This is a genomic window from Bacillus sp. LR--39, from assembly GCF_053613335.1.
On sequence record NZ_JBSIOT010001245.1, the window covers coordinates 1 to 592 of the forward strand.

The window sequence follows — 592 nt, forward strand, 5'->3', positions numbered from 1 at the left end:
TGCTGATCCCGCGGCCGGAAACTGAAGAAGTTGTATTTCATTTGCTGGAAAAATATCGGAGTGTCTTTTCTGAAGACGGCAAGCTCGAAGTTGTTGACGTTGGTACAGGGAGCGGCGCAATAGCCGTCACGCTTGCGCTTGAAAACCAAAGCTTTTCTGTGTCGGCGGTCGATATTTCAAAAGAGGCGCTGCAAGTCGCCTCTGCCAATGCAGAAAAACTGGGGGCAAATGTGCGCTTTTATCAGGGCGATCTGCTTGAGCCTTTTATTAAGGCGGGAAAAAAAGCGGATATCATTGTCTCAAACCCGCCATATATATCAGAGGAAGAAATGGCTGATCTATCGGAAATTGTCCGTTTTCATGAGCCGCTGCACGCGCTCACCGATGGCGGAGACGGGCTGAAATTTTATAAGCGGTTTATGGAAGACATTCCGCTTGTCATGAAGGATAAAGTATTTGTCGTTTTTGAAATCGGCTGGAAACAGGGAGCGGCGGTCAAAGACCTTATCCTCAAGGCGTTTAAGGGAGCGGAAGTGGAAGTGCTGAAAGATATTCATGGAAAAGACAGAACCATATGCGCTCTGATTCATAA

1 protein-coding gene is annotated in these 592 nt (G+C 47.3%); it reads left to right on the plus strand.

Annotated elements, in window-relative coordinates; genetic code table 11:
* Positions 1 to 592 (plus strand): peptide chain release factor N(5)-glutamine methyltransferase (prmC, locus tag ACWHAR_RS29725; RefSeq protein ID WP_452088770.1); only part of this gene is annotated, 592 nt, incomplete at both ends.